Origin of the sequence: Streptomyces sp. NPDC051940, from assembly GCF_040680895.1 — a bacterium.
Taxonomy (GTDB): domain Bacteria; phylum Actinomycetota; class Actinomycetes; order Streptomycetales; family Streptomycetaceae; genus Streptomyces.
Genome location: NZ_JBFAXR010000053.1, coordinates 1 through 18,736, shown reverse-complemented (window position 1 = coordinate 18,736; position 18,736 = coordinate 1). Strand labels below are relative to the sequence as shown.

Sequence of the window (18,736 nt, the reverse complement as noted above, 5' to 3'; positions counted from 1 at the left end):
AGGGAGGCGGAATGACCGAGACGACGAGCGGCCCGGCACGCGGCACCCGCAAGGGCGGCGGCAAGACGACGGCTGCCAAGAACGCGGGACTGCAGATCGAGCGCATCCACACCACCCCCGGCGTACACCCGTACGACGAGGTGGAATGGGACCGCCGTGACGTCGTCATGACGAACTGGCGTGACGGCTCCGTCAACTTCGAGCAGCGCGGGGTCGAGTTCCCCGCCTTCTGGGAGACCAACGCCGTCAACATCGTCACCAGCAAGTACTTCCGCGGCGCCGTCGGCACCCCCGCGCGCGAGACCAGCCTGCGGCAGCTGATCGACCGCATCGTGAAGACGTACCGGAAGGCCGGCGAAGACTACAAGTACTTCGCCTCCCCCGCCGACGCGGAGATCTTCGAGCACGAGCTGGCGTACGCCCTCCTCCACCAGATCTTCAGCTTCAACAGCCCCGTCTGGTTCAACGTCGGCACCCCCCAGCCCCAGCAGGTCTCCGCCTGCTTCATCCTGTCCGTCGACGACTCCATGGAGTCGATCCTCGACTGGTACAAGGAAGAGGGCATGATCTTCAAGGGCGGCTCCGGCGCCGGCCTGAACCTCTCCCGCATCCGCTCCTCCAAGGAGCTCCTCTCCTCCGGCGGCAACGCCTCCGGCCCCGTCTCCTTCATGCGCGGCGCCGACGCCTCCGCCGGCACCATCAAGTCCGGCGGCGCCACCCGCCGCGCCGCGAAGATGGTCATCCTCGACGTCGACCACCCCGACATCGAGTCCTTCATCGACACCAAGATGAAGGAGGAGGAGAAGATCCGCGCCCTGCGCGACGCGGGCTTCGACATGGACCTCGGCGGCGACGACATCACCTCCGTCCAGTACCAGAACGCCAACAACTCGGTCCGCGTCAACGACGAGTTCATGAAGGCCGTCGAGGGCGGCGAGAAGTTCGGCCTGCGCGCCCGGATGACCGGCGAGGTCATCGAGGAGGTCGACGCCCGGCACATCTTCCGCAAGATGGCCGAGGCCGCCTGGGCCTGCGCCGACCCCGGCATCCAGTACGACGACACCATCAACCACTGGCACACCTGCCCGGAGTCCGGCCGTATCAACGGCTCCAACCCGTGCAGCGAGTACATGCACCTGGACAACACGTCCTGCAACCTCGCCAGCCTCAACCTGATGAAGTTCCTCAAGGACGACGGCAAGGGCCACCAGTCCTTCGACGTCGAGCGCTTCAGCCAGGTCGTCGAGCTCGTCATCACCGCGATGGACATCTCCATCTGCTTCGCCGACTTCCCCACCCAGAAGATCGGCGAGAACACCCGCGCCTTCCGCCAGCTCGGCATCGGCTACGCCAACCTCGGCGCCCTCCTCATGGCGACCGGCCACGCGTACGACTCCGACGGCGGCCGCGCGCTCGCCGGCGCCATCACCTCCCTGATGACGGGTACGTCGTACAAGCGCTCCGCGCAGCTCGCCGCGGTCGTCGGCCCGTACGACGGCTACGCCCGCAACGCCGACGCCCACAACCGCGTCATGCGGCAGCACGCCGACGCCAACGGCGAGGCCAAGCGGATGGACGACCTCGACACCCCGGTGTGGGCGGCGGCCACCGAGGCGTGGCAGGACGTCCTGCGGCTCGGAGAGAGGAACGGCTTCCGCAACGCGCAGGCGTCGGTCATCGCCCCGACCGGCACCATCGGCCTGGCGATGTCCTGCGACACCACCGGCCTGGAGCCGGACCTCGCCCTCGTCAAGTTCAAGAAGCTCGTCGGCGGCGGTTCGATGCAGATCGTGAACAACACGGTCTCCCAGGCGCTGCAGCGCCTCGGCTACCAGGACGAGCAGATCGAGGCGATCGTCGCGCACATCGCCGAGCACGGCCACGTCATCGACGCGCCGGGCCTGAAGCAGGAGCACTACGAGGTGTTCGACTGCGCGATGGGCGAGCGGTCGATCTCCGCGATGGGGCACGTGCGGATGATGGCGGCGATCCAGCCGTGGATCTCGGGCGCCCTCAGCAAGACGGTCAACCTGCCCGAGACCGCCACGGTCGAGGAGATCGAGGAGGTCTACCTCCAGGGCTGGAAGCTGGGCCTGAAGGCGCTCGCGGTGTACCGCGACAACTGCAAGGTCGGCCAGCCGCTCTCCGCGAAGAAGAAGGAGAAGACGCCCGAGCAGGTCGCCGCGAAGACCGAGGCGACCCTCCGCGAGGCCGTCGAGAAGGTCGTGGAGTACCGCCCGGTGCGCCGCCGCCTCCCGAAGGGCCGCCCGGGGATCACCACCTCCTTCACGGTGGGCGGTGCCGAGGGCTACATGACGGCGAACTCCTACCCGGACGACGGTCTGGGCGAGGTCTTCCTGAAGATGTCGAAGCAGGGTTCGACCCTGGCCGGCATGATGGACGCCTTCTCGATCGCGGTGTCCGTGGGCCTGCAGTACGGCGTGCCGCTGGAGACGTACGTCTCGAAGTTCACGAACATGCGCTTCGAGCCGGCCGGCATGACGGACGACCCGGACGTGCGGATGGCGCAGTCGATCGTCGACTACATCTTCCGCCGCCTGGCGCTGGACTTCCTCCCCTTCGAGACCCGCTCCGCGCTGGGTATCCACTCGGCGGAGGAGCGCCAGCGTCACCTGGAGACGGGTTCGTACGAGCCGTCGGAAGACGAGCTGGACGTCGAGGGCCTGGCCCAGTCGGCCCCGCGTGAGCCGCAGCTCCCGGTGCTGAAGGCGGTCACCGCTGAGCCGGCGAAGCCGGCCGAGGCCCCGGCCCCGCTGGAGGCCCACACCTCGGCGGAGCTGGCGGAGATGCGCCTCGGCGTCAGCGCCGACGCCCCGCTGTGCTTCTCGTGCGGCACGAAGATGCAGCGCGCGGGCAGCTGCTACATCTGCGAGGGCTGCGGCTCGACGAGCGGCTGCAGCTGACGCTGGGCGGCGTGAGCGCCGCAGACTGACACAGGAGGGGCGCCGGCCTTTGGCCGCGCCCCTCCTGTCGTTGGCGGTCCGAGCGGCCGCGTCAGGCCGCCATCGCCACCGCTGCGCGGTTCAGGTGCGGGGTGTGGTCCGTCGTCTTGCGGGTGAAGACCAGGAGCTTCAGGGCCGCGAAGCGGGCGAGGCCTGCCAGGGCTGAGGCGGAGAGGTAGACCGTCTGTTCGGTGAGTGCTGAGGGGGTGGGCTGGGTCAGGTGCAGGGCGTACAGGGCCGCCGTGGTGAATGCCCAGCTCACCGCCGCCGTGAAGGCGGACTGTGCGTGCATGCGCCAGCCGCGGCGGTCGCTGCGGAAGGTGATGCGCGCGTACAGCTCCGTGCACAGGAGCGTGCCGAGCACGGTGATCACGGCGTTGGCGACCGCCATCGGGACCGGGCCCGAGAGCAGGACGAGGGCGCCGGAGGAGGCGAGGCCGACCGAGCCGCCGCAGGCCACGAAGCGGGCGAAGGATGCCAGGGTGCTGCGGGCGGAGCTGGGCACGGTCGGCCTCCGTAGTCGGTGCACCGCCGATTGCGGTGTCGTCAACGACGCTACGGACTGCGGGAGCCTGGAACGATCAGGGGAACCCCCAGGATGTGTGGGGGTTAACCCCCACACGGGTAGGGGGTTTTGCCCCTGGGGGCAGAGCGGCGTCGGACGGCGGGCCGGGAGCCGGTCAGCCCTCGCCCATCACCCGGCCGAACTCCACCGGGTCCGCGTCGTACCCCCGCGCCTCGCTCGTGAAGAGCCATCTGCCGCCCGACTCCCGGACGAACTCCGCGACCGTCGCCGCCGTCGACTCCGGCAGCGTCGTCAGTTCGTGGCGCGCGAGTACGGTGTACCCCTCGTGGAGCGACACCACGGGCCGTGCCACCTCGCCGAAGGCGAGGCGGCCCGCGTGCTGCTGGATCGCCACGCCGATCACCACGCGCGTCAGCGTCTCGGGCACCCGGTAGAGGTCCAGGGTGAGCACTTCGTCCGCGCCGAAGCCGCGGCCGTCGTGGCTGTCCCGGTTGAGGATGATCGTGCCGTCGGGGGAGCGGCTGTCGAAGTGCACCAGGTACGTGGGCGGGCCGGAGGGCGCCGCCGCGGTGTACGTGGCGGCGATCAGGTCGAGGTCGTGGTTGGGCGCCCCGACGGGTGCCGGGTCCCAGCTGAGCTTCACCTCGACCTTGCGGTATCCCTTCGCCAGACCGGCCAACGTCCTGCCCTTTCGGTCGTGTTGACGGGCGAGCGCCGCCCCGTGCGCGCCATCGTAGCGGCGGAGTCAGTGGGGGATGGCGCGCGGTGGGCGCCGCCGGGGGAGTTCGTCGCGGTAGTCCTCGATGGCGCGGCTGACCTGGCGGATCAGCTGGGTGTCCTCGATCCGGTCGAGGTAGTGGCAGTGGGCGGCCAGACCCGGCAGGTCGAAGGCGAAGTACAGGGACATCAGCGGGTTGATGAAGAGCTGGGAGCCCCTGGTGCGCGAGGTGAAGTGCGTGTCGCCGAAGTCGCCGCGGACGGCGGCCGCGACGGAGCCGTGGACGATGCTCGGATGCTCGGGGGTGTGGTCCTGCGCGTGCTGTACGGCGTCGAGGTAGAGCACGCCCTCGGGGGTGCCGCGGGTGATCGAGAACGCGCCCGCGTACGCCCCGGCCCGCTCGAGGGCGGCGATGTTCTCCAGTACGTGCGCGTGGTGGACCCCGTGGTACGTGTCGATGCCGAAGCCCAGCGACAGGACGAGCCGTTGCGGTATCTCCGTCAGCCCCGCGACCGCCGCCAGGGAGGTCATGTCCTCCTCCGGTGTGCCCAGTCCCGCCTCGTCGCCGCGCATCAGGATGTCCGTACCGCCGTCGACGAGGACGATCGCGTCGATGCCGTACTCCTCGACGAGCGCCCGGTAGGCGGCGCGCAGCGGCTGGACGCCGATGCGGCCGGGGAAGGCGTGCACGGTCGCCGGATAGCGGTAGCGGGCGAGCCACTGGGCGAGGGTGCGTTCGGGGAAGTACGACATGTGCTCGGCGGAGTCGGGGCGGATGCGGACGACGTTGTCGGCGAGCCAGTCGCCGGCGGGCAGGCCCTCGACGGTGGCGAAGGAGAAGTTCGCCAGATGGACCTCGCGGTCGTGGTGCAGGAGGTTGAGGGCGAGGGGGAGTCCGGCGTAGACGTCGAAGCCGCCGCCGGCGCCGGCGATCAGGACGCGTTCGGACTTCTCCAGGCGTGCGAGGACCGGGTTGACGTGGAGGGGAGGCATGTCCGCCATGGTGCGGGGGGACGGGCCCGCGCGGCAATGCGATTAGGGGCGCGGGCCCCCGGTCTACGGCCGTCCTACGCATCGTGCCGTCCACCGGCCCGCCCGCATTCGGCTGGTGCGCGTGTCGCGGGGCTGGACCGGGGCCGCCTGCGCACTAGCTTCGGCCGCATGACCGAGCCCCGGATCACCTCGTTCCGTGTCCATGTCCCCCAGGCCGACCTCGACGACCTGCACGAGCGCCTGGACCGCACCCGCTGGCCGGAGGGCCTCCCCGAGACCGGCTGGGAGTCCGGCGTACCGCCGGAGTATCTGCGGGACCTGGCCGACTACTGGCGCGGCGGCTTCAAATGGCGCGAGCAGGAGGCGCGGATCAACGCCGTTCCGCAGTTCACCACGGTGATCGAGGGGCAGACGGTCCACTTCCTGCACCGTCGCTCGCCGGAGCCGGACGCGCTGCCGCTCGTCGTCACGCACGGCTGGCCGGGGTCGGTGTTCGAGATGCTGAGGATCATCGAGCCGCTGGCGGATCCGCGGGCGCACGGCGGTGATCCGGCGGACGCGTTCCACGTGGTCGTGCCGTCGCTGCCGTCGTTCGGCTACTCGAAGCCGTCGCCGGGGCCGGGGGCGGGGAACCTGTTCTGGGTCGGCGGGCTGTGGGCGGAGCTGATGGAGCGGCTGGGCTACGAGCGTTACGGCGCGCAGGGCGGCGACGTCGGCTCCGGGGTGTCGGGGATGCTCGGCATGCTGGCGCCGGAGAAGGTCGCCGGGGTGCACATCAACGGTCCGATGCCGCTGCCGTTCGGCCCGCCCGTCGACCCGGCGGGGCTGTCGGAGGCGGACCGGGTGCGGGCGGAGCGGTTCAACGCCTTCCAGCGGGAGGGCATGGGCTACGCGCAGATCCAGACCACGCGGCCGGTGACCGTCGGCTACGGACTGCACGACTCGCCGGTGGCGCAACTGGCGTGGATCACGGAGAAGTTCCACGAGTGGACGTACCCGGGCGCCGCCACGCCCGACGAGGCCGTGGACCGTGATCAGCTGCTGGCGAACGTCAGCCACTACTGGTTCACGGGTACGGGCGCCTCGTCCGCGCTCTTCCTGGCGGAGGGCTTCCGGGCCTGGCGCGCGATGGAGGAGCGGGCCGGCGACGAGGGGGCGTGGGGGCAGGAGGGCCCGCCGACGGCGATGGCGGTGTTCGCGGCCGATTTCGGCATCCGCAGCGTCGTCGACCCGCAGGGCAGGGTGGCGCGCTGGACGGAGTTCGACCGCGGCGGCCACTTCGCGGCGATGGAGGCGCCGGACCTGCTGGTGGGCGACGTACGGGAGTTCTTCCGGCCGCTGCGGTAGGGCACGGGTCGGCCCGGTACGGATCCACGGCCCACCGCCCCTTCGGCGGACCCCCTGGCAGGCAGCCCCGTTCGGCAACCATCCGCGCCCCCCGAGCGTCGCCGTGTACATGCAGTACGTCGAGGCGTCGGAGTACAGCGTGCGGTCGGCGGTGTGGACGCTGCGCCGGGGGCAGACGCCGCTGTGTTTCGTGCTGTTCCCGATGGTGCATCTGGGGTCGCAGGAGTTCTACGACGAGGTGGCGCGGCGGGCGGCACGCTGCGATGTGATCGTCGCCGAGGGGCACGGCGGCGAGCCGCCGCCGCGCCGGCGGATGTTCGTCGCGCTGAACAGGCGGGCCCGGCGGCTGCACGGGGAGGGCCTCGTCTACCAGAACATCGACTACGCGGCCACCGGCCGCCCCGTGCTGTGGCCGGACGAGGAGCCGTCGCCGGTCCGGCGTCCGCTGCGCCACCGGCTGCTGTTCGCGGGGCTGGTGCTCGCGCTGCCGTTCGTCATGGCGTACTTCCTGCTGCGCGGCGGGGCGTGGTTCCTGCAGGGCCAGTCCGGGCTGAACGTGGAGGACACGTCGTACGACGACGGGCTCGGCGACGGGACGCTGGACACGATGGTGCTGCGGGACCGGGACCGGAAGCTGATCGCGGTGCTGGAGCGGCTGCACGAGGAGCGGCAGGAGGAGCCGCTGAGCGTCGCCGTGGTGTACGGGGCGGCGCACATGCCGGGCGTCGTACGCCACTTCACCGGTGCGCACGGCTACCGGCCGGGCTCGGCGGAGTGGCTGACCGTGTTCGGGGCCCGGTACGAGCGGCGGCGTGACGTGCGTGTGTCAGAGTGAGGGGATGGACGACGTCATCCTTGTCACCGGTGGTACGGGCACGCTGGGACGGCCCCTGGTACGGCGGTTGGCCGCGGACGGGGCGCGGGTGCGCGTGATGTCCCGCCGGGCGCGGCCCCAGGACGCGCCGGAGGACGTCGAGTGGGCGACGGCCGACCTGGCCGCGGGGACGGGGCTCGACGCCGCGCTGGACGGCGTGCGGACCGTCGTGCACGCGGCGACGAACGCCCGGGACGACGTCAAAGCGAGCCGGCACCTCGTCGAGGCGGCGCTGCGGCGGCCGGGCGCGCCCCTCCATCTGGTGTACGTCTCGATCGTCGGCATCGACGCCGTGCCGTTCCCCTACTACAGGTCGAAGCTGGCGGTGGAGCGGCTGGTCGAGGAGTCCGGTCTGCCATGGACGACGCTGCGCGCGACGCAGTTCCACGACCTCGTCGCCACGTTCACCCTGGTGCAGCGGTGGCTGCCGGTCGCGCTGTATCCGAGCGGGTTCCGTTTCCAGCCCGTGGAGGTGGCGGAGGTGGCCGACCGCCTCGCGGAGCTGGCACAGGGCGCGCCGGCCGGGCGGGTCGCGGACTTCGCCGGTCCGCGCATCCGCGACGCCCGCGAACTGGCCGCCGTCACGCTGCGGGCCGCCGGCCGCCGCCGCCCGCTGGTGCCGCTGCGGCTGCCCGGCAAGGCGTTCCGGGGCTTCCGGGCCGGGGGGAACGTCGCCACGGAGCCCGGGGCGGGCAAGGTGACGTACGAGGACTATCTGGCGGCCCGCTTCTGACGCGGGGGCGATGGCCGCCCGCTACTGAGGCGGGGCGATCGCCACCCGCTTCTGACGCGGGGCGACGGCCGCCCGCCGCCGGCCCGATTCAGTCGCACAACCCCCGCGCCGCCTCCCGCAGCAGCGGCAGGAACGCCTCGACCGCGGGCGTCCGCGCCGCCCCGCGGGCCGTCGCCGCGTGTACGGTCCGTATCGGCGCGTCGTCGCGGTGCAGCGGACGCAGCACGAGCCCCGCGGGCAGCGCCCCCGCGGCAAGCTCGGGCACCAGTGTCAGCCCGAAACCGGCCGTCACGAAACCGAACTTGGCGACCCACTCCTTCGCCACGAACTCGATCCGCGGCCGGAACCCCTTGCGCAGGCACGCGCTGATCAGGGTGTCCTCGGGGGACGAGCTGCCCGCGATCCACGGCTCGCCCTCCAGCTCCGCCAGGCGCAGCGTGCGCCGCCGCGCCAGCCGGTGCCCGGCGGGCAAGGCCACCAGGACCTGTTCGTCGAGGACCGGCGCGAGGTCCACGGCCTCGAACACCTCGAGTTCCTCCCGGTAGCCCGACACCACCGCCAGATCCAGGTCCCCGGCCCGCAGCGCGGCGACGTGGTCGCGGCTGAAGCCCTCGCTGTGGCTGACGGCCACGTCCGGATGCCGCGCCCGGAACGCCGCCAGGGCCCGCGGCACCAGCGCCGCCCCGGCGGTGGCGAAGGAGCCGAGCCGCAGCCGGCCCGCGCGTACGTCGCGCAGCGCCGCCAGATCGCGGCGCGCGGCGGCCAGCCTGTCCAGGGCCGCGTTTGCGTGCGCCAGGGCGTGCAGCCCCTGTTCGGTGAGCCGCACCCCGCGCGGCAGCCGGTCGAACAGCGGGGCGCCGAACTCCGCCTCCAGCGCGGCGATCTGGCGGGACACGGCGGACTGGGTGAAGCCCAGCTCGGCGCCCGCCGCGGTGAACGAGCCGTGCCGGGCGACGGAACGGAACACCTCGAGCCAGGCGGTGTCCACGGTGCTCCTCCGATCGACGGGCGGGCCTGCGGCTCCGGTTGAAGGCAGGCATGCGTGGTCGGAATGGTACGCATGCCGGACATTCGTTGGTCGAATGGGTGGCTGCCCGCCTACCGTTTTCCGCATGACAGAGATCGCTTTTCTGGGGCTGGGAGCCATGGGCCTGCCGATGGCCCGCCGGCTGCTCGACGCCGGCCACCGGCTGACCGTGTGGAACCGCACCGCCGCCCGCGCCGAGCCCCTGGCGGCGGCCGGCGCGCGGCTCGCCCGTAACCCCGCGCAGGCCGTGGAGGGCGCGGAGGTGGTGGTCACGATGCTGGCTGACCCCGCCGCGGTGGAGGCCGTGCTGCGGGACGCGGCGCCGGGGCTGCGGCCCGGCACGACGGTCGTCGACATGTCGACCATCGGACCTGACGCCGTACGGGACCTCGCCGGCCGGCTGCCCGCCGGGGTGGCGTTCGTCGACGCGCCCGTCATGGGCAGCACGCCCCGCGCGGAGGCCGGGGAGCTGACCATCTTCGCCGGGGGAGAGGTGGCGCCCGCGGTGGAACCGGTGCTGGCCGCGCTCGGCACCGTGGTGCACTGCGGCCCGCTCGGCAGCGGTGCGGCGCTGAAACTGGTCAACATCACGGCCGTCATCACCTCCGTGACAGCGGTGGCCGAGGCCCTCGCGCTGGCCGGCGCGCTGGGCGTGGAGCGGGAGGCCGCCGAGCGGTCGCTGGCCGCGGGTCCGCTCGGCGCGATCGTCGGGCGGGCGCTGGACACATACAGCGCCTTCGGTCTGGGCCTCGCGGCGAAGGACCTGGCACTGGCGCTGGACGCCGCCAAGGGGCTGCGGGTGGTGGCTGCCGCGGGGGAGCAGCTGCACGCCGCCGCCGGCGAGCGGGGGGCCGGCGCGGACCTGTCGGCGGTCGTCACCCATCTGCGGGGCGTCACCGCGTAGAACACGCACACCCACCGACGTAACAGAAGACGTAGCAGAAGACGCAACAGAAGAGGCGACCACCCGTGCTCAAGACCATCGACAACCCCGCCACCGTCCCGGCCCCCGCCGGCGCCTACTCCCACGTCGTCCGCCTCGACACCGGCGACGGCACGCTGCTCTTCCTCTCCGGGCAGGCCGCCCTCGACGAGAACGGCGAGCTCGTCGGCCCCGACGACATGACGGTCCAGTCGCGCCACGTCATGGACCTCATCGCGAGGATCCTCGGGGCCCACGGCGCGACCGTGGACGACATCGTCAACATCCGTACGTTCCTCACCGACATGGACCGGCTCGACGAGTACGGCGCGGTGCGCAGGGAGTACATCAAGGGCGAACCGCCGGCCTCCACGACCGTCGAGGTGACGCGCCTGTTCCGCCCCGGGGCGCTGATCGAGGTGGAGGTCGTCGCCGCCCTGAGCTGATGCGCCCGATCCCGGTGATCAGCCTCAAATCAGGCCGTACGATGGCGCGGTGCTGGTCAAGTGGATGCGCTGCACCGTGGTGGACCGCCGCGGTTTCGAACGGGCGCAGCGCAAGTGGGCGGGGCTGCTCGGCGAGCCCGGCTTCCGCGGGCAGGGCGGCGGCTGGAGCCGTTCACGCGAGGGCGTGGCGCACGTCTTCGGCTTCTGGGAGAGCCGCGCGCTGTACGACTCGTTCATGGCCCGCTCCCACGACCGGCTGGCGGCGGCGCAGGTCGGCACCTACCGCGATCTGCGGGTGCGCCTCTTCGAGCGGGTGCACGACGTGAAGGTCGGGTTCGAGCCGCGCTTCGGCGACGCCGACGTGCTCCGGGTGGCGCACACCCGGATCAAGCCCGACCGCGTGGAGAACTTCACGCTCATGCAGGAGAAGGTGTGGAACCCGGCCATGGCCGGCTCCCCGGGCATGCTGCGGGGGGTGTTCGGCCGGGCGCCGGGGGACGAGTTCCTGGTGCTGTCGATGTGGAACTCGGCCGCCGAGCACGGCAAGTACCGCGTCGAGCGGATCGAGCGGCTGGGCCTGCGCGCCCAGACGGCGGCCGACGTGGCGGCGCTCGCGGGCGACGTGGTCAACGTCGACCCGGGGTGGACGGTCTGACGGGCCGGGGTGGACGGTCTGACGGGCCGGTACGGTCCGGCTCGTCCGTCCACGGACCGCCCCGGGCGGTCCGATCCGGTCGGGCCCATTACGCTGGCGTTCATGGCACGGCCCCGGCGCATCGTTCTCATCCGGCACGGCGAGTCGGAGGGGAACGTGGACGACACGATCTACGAACGGGAACCCGACCACGCCCTCCGCCTCACCGAGCGCGGCCGGCAGCAGGCCCGCCGGGCCGGCGAGCGGCTGCGCGAGCTCTTCGGCGACGAACGCGTCAGCGCGTACGTCTCCCCCTACCGGCGCACCCAGGAGACCCTCGTCCACATGCGGCTGGACCGCGCCCGGATGCGGATCCTGGAGGAGCCGCGGCTGCGCGAGCAGGACTGGGGGAACTGGCAGGACCCGGAGGAGGTCCGGATGCAGAAGGTGTACCGCGACGCGTACGGGCACTTCTTCTTCCGCTTCCCGCAGGGGGAGTCCGGGGCGGACGTGTACGACCGGGTGGGCGCCTTCCTGGAGAGCCTGTACCGCAGCTTCGACAAGCCCGACAACCCCGAGAACGTGCTGCTCGTGACCCACGGGCTGACCATGCGCCTGTTCTGCATGCGGTGGTTCCACTGGACGGTGGCGGAGTTCGAGTCCCTGTCCAATCCGGGGAACGCGGAGACGCGCATGCTGCTGCTGGACGAGGCCACCGGGCGCTACCACCTGGACCGGCCGTTCGAGCGGTGGTGCGCGCCGGAGTCGTATCTCTGAGGGGCTGATGTCGGACCCTGCGGATAGGCTGGCGGGAAATGACCAGTGAACCTTCCGACTCCGGGCGTCTGGAGCGCGCCCTCGACAGTCTGCGCGGCCTCAGTGTGGGCGACGCGCTCGGCTCCCAGTTCTTCGTACCCGACAACCTCCCCCTGCTGAAGCGGCGCGAGCTGCCGCCCGGCCCCTGGCAGTGGACCGACGACACCGAGATGGCCTGCTCGGTGCTGTACGTGCTGGCCGGACACGGCCGGATCGACCAGGACGCGCTGGCGGCCTCCTTCGCCGAGCGGCACGACTTCGACCGGGGTTACGGGCCCGCCGTGAACCGGATGCTGCGCCAGATCCGCCAGGAGGGCGCCGACTGGCGCGAGCTGTCCGCGGCCCTCTTCGGCGGCCGCGGCTCCTGGGGCAACGGCGCCGCGATGCGCATCGCGCCGCTCGGCGCCTGGTACGCGGGGGACGCCGAGCAGGCGGTGCACCAGGCGGAGATCTCCTCGTACGTCACCCATCAGCACCGCGAGGCCGTCGTCGGCTGTATGGCGGTGGCCGCCGCGGCCGCGCTGGTCGCGGACCCGGCCGGGGCGCCGGGGCCGTACGAGCTGCTGCGCGGGGTGAGCGAGCTGATCCCGAAGAGCGCCGTCGGCCAGGGCGTGCGGCGGGCGATGGACCTGCTCGACTACCAGGACGTGGCCACCGTCGCCGCGGTCCTCGGCAACGGCCGCAGGACCAGCGCGCACGACACGGTGCCGTTCGCGCTGTGGTCGGTGGCGCGGCATCCGGGGGACTACGAGCGGGCGTTCTGGTCGACCGTACGGGCCGGGGGCGACGTCGACACGATGTGCGCGATCGTCGGCGGCGTCCTGGCGTCCCGCCCGCAGGGGGCGCCGCCCGCGTCGTGGCTGGAGCGCACGGAGTCCCTGCCGGGGTGGGTGCCCGGGGTTCCGGGCGCGTGAGTGTCACCACTTCGTCACGGGATCGTGCCAGGGCGGCACAACGGGGTTCGGTTCGGTGAGACCGTGAGGGGACGCACCTAACCTGTCGGCCACACCGACGTGTCGATCTTGCCGGGGAGGCAGGTGCGGCGGTGGTGGGGAGGGGCACGACATGGCCGATACGCCGATACCGGAACCGCAGGACGCCGTCCCGCCGCAGCAGGCGGCTCCAACTGCCCGGAAGGCAGAGGAGACCCAGGAGGCCGGGGCCGCCCGCGAGGAGGCCGAGGCCGCCCGGAAGGCGGAAGCGGCCTGGAACGCCTGGGAGGCCCAGCGGCCCGTCGGCCCCGGACCCCGTCCCGGGACGCAGACCCCCGCGCGGGCCGTCGCGGGCAAACCGCCCGGCATGCCGGTGCCCCCGCCGCGCCCCATGGCGTACAGCTACTCCCCACAGCCGCCCGCCGAGCCGGAGTGGCTGAAGGCCGTCCGCCCGCTCACACCGCAGCCGGTGCGCGCGGCGACGCTGATCGCCGCCGCGGTCACCGGCCTGCTCGCGGCGCTGCTGCTCGGCGACGGCATCGGGGCGAACCTGCTGATCGTCGCCGTGCCCGCGGCGGCCGCCGCGTTCTTCGCCGCGCAGGCCGCCGGGCGCACCGTCCGCCCGTGGGCGCTGCTGTGGGCGGCGGGCGGGCTGGGGCTGCTCGTCGTACCACTGCTGCGGGAGGCCGGCTGGCCGGTGGGGCTGGCGATGGTCGCGGCCCTGGCGGCCGGCACCTGCGCGCTGGTCGGCGGGCGCAGCTGGTACGCCGTGGTGCTCGGGCCCACGGGGCTGTTCAGCGCCGCGCCGGCCTCGGTGGCCTGGCTGGTCGACGGGATCAAACGGCGGGCGGCGGTGAACCGGCAGCGGTGGGTGTTCTGGATCCGGACCGTGGGCATCGCGGCAGGGCTGCTGATCGTCTTCGGGGCGCTGTTCGCCTCCGCGGACGCGGCGTTCGCGGATCTGCTGGGCTCGCTGGTGCCGGACATCACCCTCGGCGACAGCCCGTGGCGGGCGTTCCTGTTCCTCCTCGGCGCGTTCGGCGCGCTGGCCGCCGCGCGCAACGCGGCGGCGCCCGCCCGCTGGGACCGGATCCGCACCAAGCCCGGCAAGGCGCGCGGCCGGCTGGAGTGGGCGCTGCCGCTGGCCGTGCTGAACGTCCTGTTCGCGTTCTTCATCTCCGTCCAGCTCGTGGTGCTCTTCGGCGGCTACGACACCGTGCTGCGCGAGACCGGGCTGACCTACGCCCAGTACGCGCGGCAGGGCTTCTGGCAGCTGCTGTGGGCGACCGTGCTCGTTCTGGTGGTGATCGCCCTCGCGCAGCGCTGGGCACCGCGCGCCGGACACCGCGACCGGGTGCTGGTCCGGGGGGTCCTGGGCACGCTGTGCGCGCTGACGCTGGTCGTCGTCGCGTCCGCGCTGCGGCGGATGGACCTGTACGTCGACGCGTACGGGCTGACCCGGCTGCGGATCTCGGTGTACGCCATGGAGGTGTGGCTGGGCCTGGTGATCGTGATGATCATGGCGGCCGGGGTGTTCGGGGCGCGGTGGCTGCCGCGGGCCGTGGCCGGTTCGGCCGCGGCGGCGGTGCTGGCGTTCGGGCTGGTCAACCCGGACGGGATCATCGCGGAGCAGAACGTCGCGCGGCACGAGCGCACGTCGAAGATCGACGTGGACTATCTGTCGCGGCTGTCCGCGGACGCGGTGCCGGCGCTGGACAAGCTCCCGGAGCCGCTGCGCTCCTGCGCGCTCGCGCCCATCGCCGAGGAGCTGGGCGACGGGGGTCCGTGGTACGCGACCTCGCTGGCCGAGCGGCGGGCGCGGGACATCCTGGCGAGCCGGCCGCTGGTGGACACGAGCCGGGAGCCGAGTTCCCTGCCCGTGTCCGACGCCCGGACGACGCAGTGCCCGATCAGCGGCGTGAGGTAGCCGTACGGCCCGGGGCCCCTCGTCGCGGTGACGAGGGGCCCCGGGCCGCATGAGGAGCTCGGCGCGGACCGGCTCAGTGCGGGGCGCCGCCGCCCCCGTTGCCGCTGAGGGCCTCCAGGTCGCTCTTGCGGACCTGGATCACGAACAGCGCGGTCAGGGCCGCGATGCCGATCATGCCGACGGCCAGCCAGAAGCTCTGGGCGATGCCGGCCGCCAGTACCTCCCCGCCCCACTTGCCGGGCAGCTGGCCGGTCTTGTCGAAGACCGCCTTCGCCTGCGCCGAGGCGTGCGCCATGAAGTCGGGGACCTGCTGCTTGGCCTCGTCCCGGCTGGCCGAGCCGAACACCGTGGTCAGCAGGGCCAGCCCGATCGAACCGCCCACCTGCTGCGTCACGTTGAGCAGGGCGGAGGCCGCACCCGCCTCGTGCTGCGGCACGCCGGAGACGGCCGTCAGGGTGAGCGTCACGAAGTTCAGACCCATACCGAAGCCGAAGATCACCATCGGCCCGAAGACGCCGCCCAGATACGAGCTGGACGAGTCGATCTGCGTCTGCCACGCCATACCGCCCGCCGTCAGCAGCGTGCCCGCCACCATGAACGGCTTCGGGCCCAGCACCGGCAGGAACCGCTGCGACAGCCCGGCGCCCAGCGCGATCGCGAAGGTGACCGGGAGGAAGGCCAGGCCCGCCTTGATGGCGCTGTACCCCAGCACGTTCTGCACGAAGAGCACGATGTAGAAGAACATGCCGAACATCGCGGCGGCCAGGGTCGTCATGATGACGTACGTGCCGGCGCGGTTCCGGTCGCGGAACATCTTCAGCGGAGTGATGGGATCGCGGGCTATTCGCTCCACCACGATGAACACCACCAGCAGCACCGCGGAGACACCGAAGCACAGCAGCGCCCGGCTGTCGTCCCAGCCCTTGTCGGCCGCGCGGATGAAGCCGTACACCAGGGAGGCCACGCCCAGCGTGGACGTGATGGCGCCGACGAAGTCGAAGCGGCCCGGATGGCGCTCCGACTCGCTGATGTACAGCGGCACCAGCGCTACGATCGCCACACCGATCGGCACGTTGACGAAGAGCACCCAGCGCCAGTTCAGCCAGTCCGTGAGCAGACCGCCCGCGAGGAGGCCGACGGCGCCGCCGCCCGCGGAGACGGCCGCGAACACGCCGAACGCGCGGTTGCGCTCCGGGCCTTCGGGGAACGTGGTGGTCACCAGCGCGAGCGACGTCGGCGACGCGATCGCACCGCCGACCCCCTGCAGCGCCCGGGCGGCCAGCAGTTGCCAGGGCTCCTGGGCCAGGCCGCCGAGCAGAGACGCGACGACGAAGAGCAGGATGCCGAAGATGAACACACGGCGCCGGCCGAGGATGTCACCGGCCCGGCCCCCCAGCAGCAGGAGCCCGCCGAAGGTCAGGGTGTAGGCGCTGACCACCCAGGTGAGACCGGTCGTTGAGAAGTCGAGGGCGGTCTGGATGTGCGGCAGCGCGATGTTCACGATCGTCGCGTCCAGGACCACCATCAGCTGACACGCGGCGATCAGCACCAGTGCTATGCCGCGTTTGTCCGCACGTGGGGCCGGAGTCGGCCCCGTGCGGTCCTTTACAGAGGTTGTCACCATGCTCCCCTTGCACGTGAAATAGTGAACGATAGCGTTCACTGTCGCGTCCGACAGTAGTGACTTCCGCTCAAGGAACGCAAGCGTTCACTAGGTTTCAATGGAGTGAAAACTTATGGGTAGTTCGCACCGGACCGCTCCCGGCGCGCACCCCGCAGCAGCCCGGCGACGGGGCAGTGTGCTGGAGAAGGCGATCCTCGACGCCGCCCTCGACCAGCTCGGCACGGTCGGCTGGAACGGGCTGACGATCGAGGGTGTGGCCGCCCGTGCGCAGACGGGCAAGGCCGCCGTATACCGTCGCTGGTCCTCGAAATCCGATCTGGTCGCCGACGCGCTGAAGGCCGGCCTCCCCCCGGTCGACCGCCTCCCGGACTTCGGCAGCCTGCGCGACGACCTCCTCGGCCTCGTGCGGATGCTGCGCTCGCGCATGTACTCCCGCTCGGGCCAGGCGCTGCGGGTCCTGCTCGACGAGTGCGACCGCGGCCAGGCGGAGCGCTTCATGGGCCTGATCATCGGCCGCGTCCTCGAACCCGGGAAGGAGCTGACCTGCGAGATCGTCAAACGCGGCATCAACCGCGGCGACGTCCGCCCGGACGCCACCAGTGAGCTCGTCGTCGACGTGCTGCCCGCGATGATGATGTACCGGCACAAGGTCAGCGGGGCCGACGTGCGGGAGGAGGACCTGGTGCGGGTGGTCGACGAGATCATGATCCCGCTGCTCAGCCCCGGACCCGACCCGCGTCCGCATGGATCCTGACTCGCGCGTTCCCGGGGCCCCGGTCCGCCGGGCGGCCCCGGGGGCGTAATCTGAAAGCGTCATGACGTACGTACCTCCCACCCACGCCGTCGAGCGCTCGATCCGCGCGAAGACCGGAGCGAAGATCGTCGCCGGTATCGACGAAGTGGGCCGCGGCGCCTGGGCCGGTCCGGTCACCGTGTGCGCCGCCGTCACCGGGCTGCGCCGGGCGCCCGAGGGGCTCACCGACTCCAAGCTGCTCACGCCCAGGCGCCGCGCCGCGCTCGCGGTCCGGCTCGACGACTGGGTGACGGCCCACGCCATCGGCGAGGCCAGCCACACGGAGATCGACGAACTCGGTATGACCGCGGCGCTGCGCCTGGCCGCCGTACGCGCGCTGGAGGCGCTGCCCGTCCGACCCGACGCCGTCATCCTCGACGGCAAGCACGACTACCTCGGCCCGCCCTGGCACGTGCGCACCGTGATCAAGGGCGACCAGAGCTGCGTCGCCGTCGCCGCGGCCTCCGTCCTCGCCAAGGAGCACCGCGACGCGCTCATGGCCGAACTCGGCGCGCCGATCCCCGCCTATGCCTTCGCCGACAACGCCGGCTACCCCTCGCCCGTACACAAGGCCGCGCTCGAGGAACTGGGACCCAGTGAACTGCACCGGCTGTCGTGGGCATATCTTGATGCGTTGCCGCGTTGGCAGCATTTGAAGCGGCCGAGGACCTCGCCCGAGACGGCAGCGCTGGAAGCGGCGGGGCAGCTCGGCTTCGACATCTGACGATCGACGGTTCACGGGGGGTTCGCGCCTTCGATATCCGATTGACGCCACCCCGCGTCTTGATCCCTACTCATGTTTGATAGACATCAGCTCATGCCTCTCTCTCCCGAGGAGCCTCAGATTCACGAGAGCGTTCCGGGCCGCGCCGTAGCGAGCCCGCGTCCTGTCCCCGGCCCCCGTCCCGCACGGCCCGGCCGCCCCGGCCCCGGACGAGTTCCGGCGGCCCGTACCCCCCGTAACGAGACCAAGCCGGCCGCCGCCGGACCCCAGCTGCAGCTGATCCCCAGCTCCGCCGAGGGTGCCGTCGACGCCGCCGACGAGGCCGTGGACCTGCTGCTGGAGTCCGGCCGACCGCCGGGCGAGGTGCTGGTCCTGACCACCGGTGAGCCGCACCCGTGGGCCGCGCACGAGCTGTCCTTCGGCGAGGACGCCTACTGGGCCCAGCAGTCGGTGGCCGACGACGTGTTCTACGCCGACGCCGCCGCCGGGCGGCTGGCCCCGCGGCCCGTCGTGGTCGTGGCCGTGAACGGCGGCGAGGACACCGTCGTCGCCCACGGGCTGGCCGGCGCCGTGCAGCGGGCCGGAGCCCTGCTCGTCCTGTGCGGCGACCCGGGCCGTATCAACGCGCTCGCGGGGGCCGCGTCGGCGCCGGCGGCGACAGCCGGAAGTGGGAGTACTTCGACGACCGGATCTACAACCGGACCTACGACGACTACCAGGACCTCCACGGGTACTTC

At 72.2% G+C, this 18,736-nt stretch carries 17 protein-coding genes and 1 pseudogene; 13 read left to right on the top strand and 5 right to left on the bottom strand.

The genetic code is table 11. The annotated features are described in order from the left end of the window. The first annotated feature begins 11 nt into the window (after nucleotides 1-11). On the top strand, nucleotides 12-2,924 hold the full coding sequence (locus AB0M28_RS21215; RefSeq protein WP_365406934.1) for a vitamin B12-dependent ribonucleotide reductase: 2,913 nt from the start codon (nucleotides 12-14) through the stop codon (nucleotides 2,922-2,924). Nucleotides 2,925-3,015: 91 nt separating this feature from the next. On the opposite strand, the gene AB0M28_RS21210 is transcribed toward AB0M28_RS21215, so the two are convergent. The 3 genes from AB0M28_RS21210 to AB0M28_RS21200 all read right to left on the bottom strand — a co-directional run bounded on the left by AB0M28_RS21210 (nucleotide 3,016) and on the right by AB0M28_RS21200 (nucleotide 5,200). After that, nucleotides 3,016-3,468, bottom strand: a complete 453-nt coding sequence (locus AB0M28_RS21210) for a hypothetical protein (protein WP_365406931.1) — start codon at nucleotides 3,466-3,468, stop codon at nucleotides 3,016-3,018. A gap of 175 nt (nucleotides 3,469-3,643) precedes the next feature. Further along, nucleotides 3,644-4,168 carry a TerD family protein gene (locus tag AB0M28_RS21205; protein ID WP_365406928.1) on the bottom strand — a complete coding sequence of 175 codons (525 nt, stop codon included), beginning with the start codon at nucleotides 4,166-4,168 and terminating at the stop codon, nucleotides 3,644-3,646. A 66-nt stretch (nucleotides 4,169-4,234) separates the two neighbouring features. Next, nucleotides 4,235-5,200 carry a DUF1152 domain-containing protein gene (locus AB0M28_RS21200; protein WP_365406926.1) on the bottom strand — a complete coding sequence of 322 codons (966 nt, stop codon included), beginning with the start codon at nucleotides 5,198-5,200 and terminating at the stop codon, nucleotides 4,235-4,237. A gap of 168 nt (nucleotides 5,201-5,368) precedes the next feature. Here AB0M28_RS21200 and AB0M28_RS21195 point away from each other — a divergent pair, with 168 nt between their 5' ends. From AB0M28_RS21195 to AB0M28_RS21185, 3 genes are all read left to right on the top strand, one after another. Further along, complete coding sequence (locus AB0M28_RS21195) at nucleotides 5,369-6,547, top strand: epoxide hydrolase (RefSeq protein WP_365406923.1); 1,179 nt, start codon at nucleotides 5,369-5,371, stop codon at nucleotides 6,545-6,547. Nucleotides 6,548-6,656: 109 nt separating this feature from the next. Beyond that, the gene (locus AB0M28_RS21190; protein ID WP_365406920.1) at nucleotides 6,657-7,382 is read left to right on the top strand and encodes a hypothetical protein; all 726 of its coding nucleotides are present in this window, start codon (nucleotides 6,657-6,659) and stop codon (nucleotides 7,380-7,382) included. 4 nt (nucleotides 7,383-7,386) lie between these two features. Continuing rightward, a complete protein-coding gene (locus tag AB0M28_RS21185) occupies nucleotides 7,387-8,154 on the top strand; it encodes an NAD(P)H-binding protein (protein ID WP_365406918.1) in 768 nt (255 codons plus the stop codon). Between the two features lie 88 nt (nucleotides 8,155-8,242). Here AB0M28_RS21185 and AB0M28_RS21180 read toward each other — a convergent pair whose 3' ends face one another. Continuing rightward, a complete protein-coding gene (locus AB0M28_RS21180) occupies nucleotides 8,243-9,142 on the bottom strand; it encodes a LysR family transcriptional regulator (protein WP_365406916.1) in 900 nt (299 codons plus the stop codon). Between the two features lie 124 nt (nucleotides 9,143-9,266). On the opposite strand from AB0M28_RS21180, the gene AB0M28_RS21175 reads away from it, so the two are divergent. The 6 genes from AB0M28_RS21175 to AB0M28_RS21150 all read left to right on the top strand — a co-directional run bounded on the left by AB0M28_RS21175 (nucleotide 9,267) and on the right by AB0M28_RS21150 (nucleotide 14,858). After that, a complete protein-coding gene (locus tag AB0M28_RS21175; protein WP_365406914.1) occupies nucleotides 9,267-10,085 on the top strand; it encodes an NAD(P)-dependent oxidoreductase in 819 nt (272 codons plus the stop codon). 65 nt (nucleotides 10,086-10,150) lie between these two features. Beyond that, nucleotides 10,151-10,549: a RidA family protein gene (locus tag AB0M28_RS21170; RefSeq protein WP_365406911.1), complete on the top strand. Its 399-nt coding sequence runs from the start codon at nucleotides 10,151-10,153 to the stop codon at nucleotides 10,547-10,549. A 49-nt stretch (nucleotides 10,550-10,598) separates the two neighbouring features. Further along, a complete protein-coding gene (locus AB0M28_RS21165) occupies nucleotides 10,599-11,204 on the top strand; it encodes a YdbC family protein (RefSeq protein WP_365406909.1) in 606 nt (201 codons plus the stop codon). Between the two features lie 102 nt (nucleotides 11,205-11,306). Beyond that, the gene (locus tag AB0M28_RS21160; protein ID WP_365406906.1) at nucleotides 11,307-11,960 is read left to right on the top strand and encodes a histidine phosphatase family protein; all 654 of its coding nucleotides are present in this window, start codon (nucleotides 11,307-11,309) and stop codon (nucleotides 11,958-11,960) included. Nucleotides 11,961-11,998: 38 nt separating this feature from the next. Continuing rightward, nucleotides 11,999-12,913 (top strand): ADP-ribosylglycohydrolase family protein, encoded by a 915-nt coding sequence (locus tag AB0M28_RS21155; RefSeq protein WP_365406903.1) that lies wholly within the window; start codon nucleotides 11,999-12,001, stop codon nucleotides 12,911-12,913. A gap of 151 nt (nucleotides 12,914-13,064) precedes the next feature. Beyond that, on the top strand, nucleotides 13,065-14,858 hold the full coding sequence (locus AB0M28_RS21150; RefSeq protein WP_365406898.1) for a DUF4173 domain-containing protein: 1,794 nt from the start codon (nucleotides 13,065-13,067) through the stop codon (nucleotides 14,856-14,858). Nucleotides 14,859-14,931: 73 nt separating this feature from the next. Here the strand turns inward: AB0M28_RS21150 and AB0M28_RS21145 are convergent, their stop codons facing one another. Beyond that, entirely contained in the window at nucleotides 14,932-16,479 is a 1,548-nt protein-coding gene (locus AB0M28_RS21145) for an MFS transporter (RefSeq protein WP_365406896.1), read from the bottom strand. A gap of 115 nt (nucleotides 16,480-16,594) precedes the next feature. Between AB0M28_RS21145 and AB0M28_RS21140 the strand changes: the two genes are divergently transcribed. From AB0M28_RS21140 to AB0M28_RS21130, 3 genes and pseudogenes are all read left to right on the top strand, one after another. After that, nucleotides 16,595-17,236 carry a TetR/AcrR family transcriptional regulator gene (locus AB0M28_RS21140; protein ID WP_365406893.1) on the top strand — a complete coding sequence of 214 codons (642 nt, stop codon included), beginning with the start codon at nucleotides 16,595-16,597 and terminating at the stop codon, nucleotides 17,234-17,236. A gap of 61 nt (nucleotides 17,237-17,297) precedes the next feature. Further along, nucleotides 17,298-17,999 carry a ribonuclease HII gene (locus AB0M28_RS21135; RefSeq protein ID WP_365406890.1) on the top strand — a complete coding sequence of 234 codons (702 nt, stop codon included), beginning with the start codon at nucleotides 17,298-17,300 and terminating at the stop codon, nucleotides 17,997-17,999. Between the two features lie 93 nt (nucleotides 18,000-18,092). Continuing rightward, nucleotides 18,093-18,638: pseudogene (locus tag AB0M28_RS21130) on the top strand (hypothetical protein); the annotation flags it as partial. Nucleotides 18,639-18,736 lie beyond the last annotated feature (98 nt).

Excerpts from the sequence above, each read along its gene's own strand:
- AB0M28_RS21200 (WP_365406926.1), bottom strand. The coding sequence starts at position 5,200 with ATGCCTCCCCTCCACGTCAACCCGGTCCTCGCACGCCTGGAGAAGTCC.
- AB0M28_RS21135 (WP_365406890.1), top strand. The coding sequence starts at position 17,298 with ATGACGTACGTACCTCCCACCCACGCCGTCGAGCGCTCGATCCGCGCG.
- AB0M28_RS21150 (WP_365406898.1), top strand. The coding sequence starts at position 13,065 with ATGGCCGATACGCCGATACCGGAACCGCAGGACGCCGTCCCGCCGCAG.
- AB0M28_RS21195 (WP_365406923.1), top strand. The coding sequence starts at position 5,369 with ATGACCGAGCCCCGGATCACCTCGTTCCGTGTCCATGTCCCCCAGGCC.
- AB0M28_RS21140 (WP_365406893.1), top strand. The coding sequence starts at position 16,595 with ATGGGTAGTTCGCACCGGACCGCTCCCGGCGCGCACCCCGCAGCAGCC.
- AB0M28_RS21160 (WP_365406906.1), top strand. The coding sequence starts at position 11,307 with ATGGCACGGCCCCGGCGCATCGTTCTCATCCGGCACGGCGAGTCGGAG.
- AB0M28_RS21190 (WP_365406920.1), top strand. The coding sequence starts at position 6,657 with ATGCAGTACGTCGAGGCGTCGGAGTACAGCGTGCGGTCGGCGGTGTGG.
- AB0M28_RS21185 (WP_365406918.1), top strand. The coding sequence starts at position 7,387 with ATGGACGACGTCATCCTTGTCACCGGTGGTACGGGCACGCTGGGACGG.
- AB0M28_RS21175 (WP_365406914.1), top strand. The coding sequence starts at position 9,267 with ATGACAGAGATCGCTTTTCTGGGGCTGGGAGCCATGGGCCTGCCGATG.
- AB0M28_RS21155 (WP_365406903.1), top strand. The coding sequence starts at position 11,999 with ATGACCAGTGAACCTTCCGACTCCGGGCGTCTGGAGCGCGCCCTCGAC.
- AB0M28_RS21215 (WP_365406934.1), top strand. The coding sequence starts at position 12 with ATGACCGAGACGACGAGCGGCCCGGCACGCGGCACCCGCAAGGGCGGC.